This window comes from Vibrio mimicus CAIM 602 (genome assembly GCF_000338875.1).
Lineage (GTDB): Bacteria > Pseudomonadota > Gammaproteobacteria > Enterobacterales > Vibrionaceae > Vibrio > Vibrio mimicus.
The window spans coordinates 1-5,549 of sequence record NZ_AOMO01000061.1 but is presented as its reverse complement, the minus strand read 5'-3'; the positions used below and the strand labels follow the sequence as shown (position 1 = coordinate 5,549).

6 protein-coding genes and 1 pseudogene are annotated in these 5,549 nt (G+C 44.2%); 2 read left to right on the top strand and 5 right to left on the bottom strand.

All coding sequences use genetic code 11. The annotated features are described in order from the left end of the window. Positions 1 to 372 precede the first annotated feature (372 nt). The 3 genes from D908_RS03750 to D908_RS03760 all read right to left on the bottom strand — a co-directional run bounded on the left by D908_RS03750 (position 373) and on the right by D908_RS03760 (position 2,832). Positions 373 to 2,070, bottom strand: coding sequence for an SgrR family transcriptional regulator (locus D908_RS03750; RefSeq protein WP_005526610.1), 1,698 nt, complete (start codon positions 2,068 to 2,070; stop codon positions 373 to 375). Between the two features lie 81 nt (positions 2,071 to 2,151). Then, positions 2,152 to 2,379 (bottom strand): DUF3389 domain-containing protein, encoded by a 228-nt coding sequence (locus tag D908_RS03755; RefSeq protein ID WP_005526608.1) that lies wholly within the window; start codon positions 2,377 to 2,379, stop codon positions 2,152 to 2,154. Next, on the bottom strand, positions 2,380 to 2,832 hold the full coding sequence (locus D908_RS03760) for a hotdog fold thioesterase (protein ID WP_000029668.1): 453 nt from the start codon (positions 2,830 to 2,832) through the stop codon (positions 2,380 to 2,382). 157 nt (positions 2,833 to 2,989) lie between these two features. Between D908_RS03760 and D908_RS03765 the strand changes: the two are divergent. Next, positions 2,990 to 3,782, top strand: a pseudogene (locus D908_RS03765) (M48 family metallopeptidase). 55 nt (positions 3,783 to 3,837) lie between these two features. On the opposite strand, the gene D908_RS03770 reads toward D908_RS03765, so the two are convergent. Next, positions 3,838 to 4,326, bottom strand: a complete 489-nt coding sequence (locus D908_RS03770; protein ID WP_005526603.1) for an RNA-binding S4 domain-containing protein — start codon at positions 4,324 to 4,326, stop codon at positions 3,838 to 3,840. 115 nt (positions 4,327 to 4,441) lie between these two features. Between D908_RS03770 and D908_RS03775 the strand changes: the two genes are divergently transcribed. Then, entirely contained in the window at positions 4,442 to 5,227 is a 786-nt protein-coding gene (locus tag D908_RS03775) for a substrate-binding periplasmic protein (RefSeq protein WP_005526601.1), read from the top strand. A gap of 12 nt (positions 5,228 to 5,239) precedes the next feature. Here the strand turns inward: D908_RS03775 and D908_RS03780 are convergent. Continuing rightward, positions 5,240 to 5,549: glutathione binding-like protein (locus D908_RS03780; RefSeq protein WP_005526598.1), on the bottom strand; the 310-nt coding region annotated here is incomplete at its 5' end.

The following is a 5,549-nucleotide window of genomic DNA, read 5'->3' as shown; positions in this document are numbered from 1 at the left end:
GTGGGCGTGGGAGCGACTTTGGGAAGGATGGTTCAAACTACAAACCATCCTTGAAGGTTACGAGCTTGCAATGTCTCTTGAGCATGAAATGTGATCAAGAGACAGAGCTTACGCTGGCTTTTTTCTATATGAGAACGATTCATTCAAAAGGAAATTAAAAAAGTGATGAAATGAATTATTTGTTCTCTGCCATCTCTTTTTTCACCATTACTGCTGCTGCAACAATGAAAGCAATGATTAATACCAGTTCCACTTATCCTCCAAAGAGTCTCGATTGAATTTGCCAATAGTCTAGCACCGGGTATGAGCTTAAGCAGTGTTTATTTCGTGAAACTGGTTAATTAGCGATCAAGATCAAAAGTCACTGTAAGCTTAATGAGTCGGTAACTCTGGCTTCACCCACACTTGGCTGAAATCAAACCAGCCGAGTGCATTACATTTAGCATTTTGTAGCGCGCCACACTGGTCTTTGCTAATCCCCAACCAACAGTGGAACATAGGAATTAACTGATGCTTTTCAACCAGTGATTTCCCTAATTCTTTGGCGGGAAAAACTGCAGATGAGTCAGCACGCCATGCATCAATTAAACTTACCCATTGATTGAAATCATCACTTTTACTCAAAAACTCAATATCTGAATAATTGAGCAACCAACCAGCCAAAGCATCATCTCGATGATTCGCAATGCCCATTGGTTTTATCCAAATATCAACATTCTCTGTCTCTAGTACAGTATGTTCGTACTTGATGATATTAACGCTGATACCATCTTGGTTGAGTAACTGTTTAATGGCACTGGCAACCGTCGGAAACATAGGATGCTGTGCGTGATATGCAATCGTAAGCTCCTGAGCTTGTGGAGGTAATGTTTTTTGCAAAGGCGTTGAATGATGGTACCACCCCGGTTTTAAGCCATAAGCAGGCAAAACACCAAGTTCAATAATCTTTTCTTCTGGTAAAAGTCGATACAAGCTTAGAGCATTCAATTTTTCCGACAAATAACGCGCCCAATGTTCATCTTGTGCAACACCATTACGTCGATTGAGCAGCAAATAGGTACAACCGGGATCCAGCTCAACGTCTTCGGTTGACGAACCACGCGCCGTTTTGATTGGGTTGGATAAGCTAGGAAACACCATCGAGGAATGCACTTCATCGATCACCCAAACCTCTACTCTGTCGAGCAGAGGACGAAAACCGAAGTAGCCATCGAATGCTTGCAACACGAGTCGTTTTTCATCGTTTAAAACGACTTTATAAGGCCCAGTTCCTATCGGCATCAAATCAAAATCAGAATTACGATCGACTTCCTCAGGCAGCACTTTTGCACAAGCTTCTGCGAGCAACAAAGGCAAGCGAGCATCCGGTTTCTGCAAATAAACATCAACCGCCCAAGGGTAAGGCGATTCCACCCGATCAATATGTGCAAACAAATTTAGCAGCCGAAGCTGCCAAAGGTTCTGTACAACGAGCTCAGTGGTTAGCAAATTTCCATTATGAAAACGAACTCCTGGACGTAAATAGAATCGCCAGTGGGTATCAGAAATGGCTTGCCATGCATGCGCTAAATCTGGTTGCAGTTGTTCATCTTCATCGAGGCGAGTTAAACCGCTAAATACTTGCCTCGCAATATGCTGCTCAGAGCGGCGCATTGGTTTTTGCGGATTTAACATCGAAAGCTGCCGATAATACGGCAACCGAACCACTTGCAACCCTTCTTGGTGTTGCACACCAAGATAGCTTTCAATCACTTGCGTTAACTTTGCAGCGTCTTGATCAAGAACTGAGAAAGCTTGACTAATTTTTCCTTCATTGAGATAGCGGCGTGCGAGGTTTTCACTTACATCGGCACGGCTGCGTTTAAAAATGAGTTGAGAGAGCTTGCCTCGGCCTGCCGCCGGATGCCATTCGATCCAGCCCTCTTCTTCCATTTTATTGAGGACAATCCTCGCGTTACGTCGGGTACAAAACAGAATATCGGTAACATCTTCGAGCTGAGTTTCGACATCTTGACCTTGAAAATGCTCAAAAAGTGTTTCGAATTGAACACGTAAACGTGGGCTGCCCATAAAGAGGAAATCTCATCTAATCTCTAATGCCGAACAGTTTCCTTATTTTTATCCGTTTGAGCAAGTCTGGCGAAAAAACTTTTAAAGCACATCACAACCTAAGGTTTGGGCAATAGTACGAAGCTGAGTTTCATCATCCAGCTTTATTGACCACTTGGTTTCGCTTCCGTTGGCAATCATCACATTCGCTCCATTACCCATCAAAGTAATCGCGTCTGCCTGAGCTTGCAAGGTTACTTCCTGACCAAACCGAACCACCACTTCATGAGTGGTGAGGATGATCTTTCCACTTTTGAATTGAATAACCATTTAAACCTCAGCAACTTGCTTTGCTTTCTGAGGGCGTGAGCGTTTTACTGCCACAGTCAGTCGACTAATACAAACGAGTCGGCCTTGTTCATCTTTAATCTCTATCTGCCAGACTTGGGTTGACACACCCATGTGCAGTGGAGTTGCCGTGCCTATCACCATGCCATCTCGCATCGCTCGGATATGGTTGGCATTGATGTCTAAGCCAACGCAGTAGGCATCTTCCCCGACACTGAAATTGGCGGCGACAGAGCCAAGAGTTTCAGCAAGCACCACAGAAGCACCACCATGTAACATGCCCAATGGTTGATGGGTGAAATGGCACACAGGCATAGTGGCTGAAATACTGCTTTCAGTTAGCTCGGTGTAAACGATATTTAAATGCTCAATCAAAGTGTTTTTTGAGGTTGCATTTAGTACCTCTAAACTGACGGGTTTGTTCCAAATCGACATTGCGAAGTTCCAATAAGGTAAGCTTGTGACTCATTGTAGCGAGACAAGCTCATAGACACAAAGCGGTGAATCAGCAAAAGCCTAGCTAACATTATGATCGTATGGTGCTAATATGAACGCCATGATCGGTCGCCACAGCATTAAGGAGTATTAAAAAATGAACAAGACTCGATTGGCGCTCACCTTATTAATGACTATTGGCTTAGCCGGCCTGTACTGCTTCACCGACAGGTCGAAATCAACTGCTGCTGTTTTCTGAAAATGATATGAGCAGCCTTGGAGCACAATCTTTTACTCAGATGAAACAGGAAATACCTGTTAACAAAGAGGCGAAAACTAACGCTTATGTGCAGTGTGTTGCGAATGCGATTACCGCACAAGTGCCCAAGCAAAGCGGTTTTGAACAATGGGAAGTCGTCGTATTTGAAAGCGATCAAGTGAACGCTTTCGCCCTACCCGGTGGCAAAATCGGCGTTTACACGGGGTTATTGAAAGTGGCAGTGAACCAAGATCAGTTGGCTACCGTTATCGGACATGAAATTGCGCATGTGCTTTCTAACCACAGTAATGAGCGTTTATCCCAATCCCAGTTGGCTAATGCAGGGTTACAACTGACTGACATCGCTATTGGTGCATCGGAATACAGTCAATATCGTAATCTGACCATGGCAGCATTAGGTGTTGGTGTTCAATATGGCGTGATTTTGCCTTATGGACGCAGTCAGGAATCTGAAGCAGATGTTTTAGGGCTCGCGTTAATGGCGAAGGCGGGATTTGATCCGAACCAAAGTATCGAACTTTGGAAAAACATGGCTAAAGCTTCCGGAGGCAAACAACCACCAGAGTTGCTTTCCACCCACCCTTCGCACAGTACTCGTATCGCGGATTTGAGTTCGACAATAGCCACATTACCACCGCACCAAGGCAATAAGGCGCATTGCTCTATATAGCCCCAGTAAAAAACTAGGCTGAATCTTCAGCCTAGTTTTAAGTTACATTGTCACGCTAAAAGAAACGAATCGCGCTACGACCACGACCAGATGTGGATTTCTGGTCGTTTTTCTCTTCTTCACGCTCATTCTTCGGTTTTTTCTTCGCCGCCGATGAGCTTTGTTTCGATTTATCTTGCTTCTTAGAAGATGATTTCTTAGTTTTTAACGGCTTTTCTTGCGCTTTGCTCACGGCTTTCTCTGGTGTTGCAGCAACCGGTTCTAGTTCCGGTTCAGTCACTGGAGCATCACAAATCACCACATAAAACTCTTGGTTAAATTCAATCAGATCGCCATCGAAAACTTTACAGCGTTTACGCGTTTCAACCTCACCATTCACAAACACATAGCCTTCACTGATCACGTGTTTGGCTTCTCCACCACCACTCACTACGCTAGCAATTTTGAGCACTTTATAAAGCTCAATGGGTTGGCTAGAGACTTCTACACCAATCGCTTCAATTTCGATTTCTTCGTCGTGTGGGTTGAATTGCTCGTCGGTCATGACTTTTCTCTCAAAAAATTTTACGCAGTTTAGCTTTTTCAACCGTTTTTACAAACGTAGATGCAAATAGCCACTAAACTAAAGTGAGTTTGTTCGCTGCAAGATAAGGCTATCTATGCGAATTTGGTACATTCTTGCCTCTTTTTGGTTCTTTTCGGCTAGTCTTGAGGCGAAGCCGATCACCGTTACTATTTTCGCAGACGACTCTTACCCTCCATACAGTTATGAAGAACATGGACAAGCGGTAGGCCTCTATCCAGAAATCGTGCGAGCGGTTGATCTGCGAATGGGGGAATTTAATATTGTGTTGCAACCCATTCCTTGGCGACGAGGATTAAAACTGCTTGAAGCTGGGCGTATTTTTGCGCTGCTTCCGCCCTATTACTACGCTAATTCACGCCCCTACATTCACCCTTACTCCGATCCCATTCTTGATGAAGAAGTCGTAGTGTTTTGCCAGAATGAGCTCCTCAATAGTAAAAAGCTTCGTGATTGGCCGAGTGATTTTTATGGCTTAAAAATTGGCATTAATGATGGCTTTAGTGTCGGAGGCCGAGCCTTTTGGACGGCAGTGGAACAAAAGGAAATGGCTGTGGAAGCAGCGAATGGCAATCGGGTGAACATCTTAAAGTTACGCGGTGACAGAATTGATTGTTACATCAATGACCGAATCTCTATCTTATGGGAAATCTCTCATTTAAAACGCGAAGGAATTTTGGATCGAGTGAATTTTTCCATTGCTGCTAGGATCAGCCTTGAGCAGGGTTACATAGGTTTTACTAACAGAAATCTTGAATTGTATCCTTATCAAAGCCAGTTTGTTGCTGCCTTTAATATGGCACTTGCAGAGCTAAAAAGCAGCGGCCAATTAGATAAAATCATCAGCCGCTACATTGAATAAAGGCAGAGTAACTTAACGCGTTACCATATTGCGGATTTGCTTAGCCCGTTCTTCATCACTCACTGTACTTGGAGGTGGAACAGTTAAACCTTTCACCACGGCTGGACGAGCTGCAATTTCGTTCATCCAACGCTGTAAATGCGTCAGACCATCAATTGAAATGCCACTCCACTCGTAGATTCTCACCCAAGGGAAAGTCGCTATGTCTGCAATGGTGTATTCATCACCAGCCAAATAAGCATTTTTCGCAAGTTGCCCATCCATCACTTCAAACAGACGACGCCCTTCTTTCTGGTAGCGATCGATTGCCGGTTGGATTTTT